We start from the raw sequence: 710 nt of genomic DNA, 5'->3' as shown, positions 1-710 counted from the left end.
AAGGAGTATATTATTGCAAGTGCTCCTTACAAAGATGGCGGTTTTACACTCAATTTGCCTGCAACTATAGATGATAAATATCTTAATGATTGGGAGAATGGTGCTAAAGGTGAAGATATTGAGCACGGTATCGCAGCATATAAGAGCGGAAAACAAGTAGGTACTTTTTGGTTTGGGGATAAAATTCAATCGGAATCAACTAAAGGTATCATCTGGGGGTATGCCAACAAGGCATATACCTCCTCTACAGGGTTACTTGTAAAACAAGGCTGGTCTCTACTATATTGGACAAAAGACGGTTCCGAATATGAATACACAGCTACACAACCCGGTGAGATGAAGTGGTTCTTTGTTCCAACTGCCCCTGACTTAGGTGGTGCCGGTAGCCTTGAAATTAAGGCAAGCAATGTCTCCACCGGCACGGTAGAAGTTGATTCCGTAAAAGTGGTGTTTTGGTCAAATAAAGAAGAATATGTCATTGCGAGTGCTCCCTATAATGGTGGTTTTACGCTCAATTTACCTGCAACGGTGGATGATGGATATCTTGATGATTGGGAGAATAGCGTTAAATTCATCGAAGCATATAAGAACGGGAGCTACGTAGGTCAATTTTGGTATGCGGACAAAATTGACCCGGAACCGACTAAATGGACTGTCTGGATGTATGCCAACAAGGCAGATGAAATTGAAGGATTACTTGTAAAACAAGG

General features: G+C 41.7%; 1 protein-coding gene. It reads left to right on the top strand.

Annotated features, from left to right (window positions below):
• Positions 1 to 710, top strand: a 710-nt coding sequence (locus ASC50_RS01365) for a hypothetical protein (RefSeq protein ID WP_158648252.1), incomplete at both ends; no start/stop codon positions are given.

Source organism: Candidatus Symbiothrix dinenymphae (assembly GCF_001431085.1).
The sequence above is the reverse complement of the archived record's forward strand: the minus strand, read 5'-3'. Positions and strand labels throughout refer to the sequence as shown.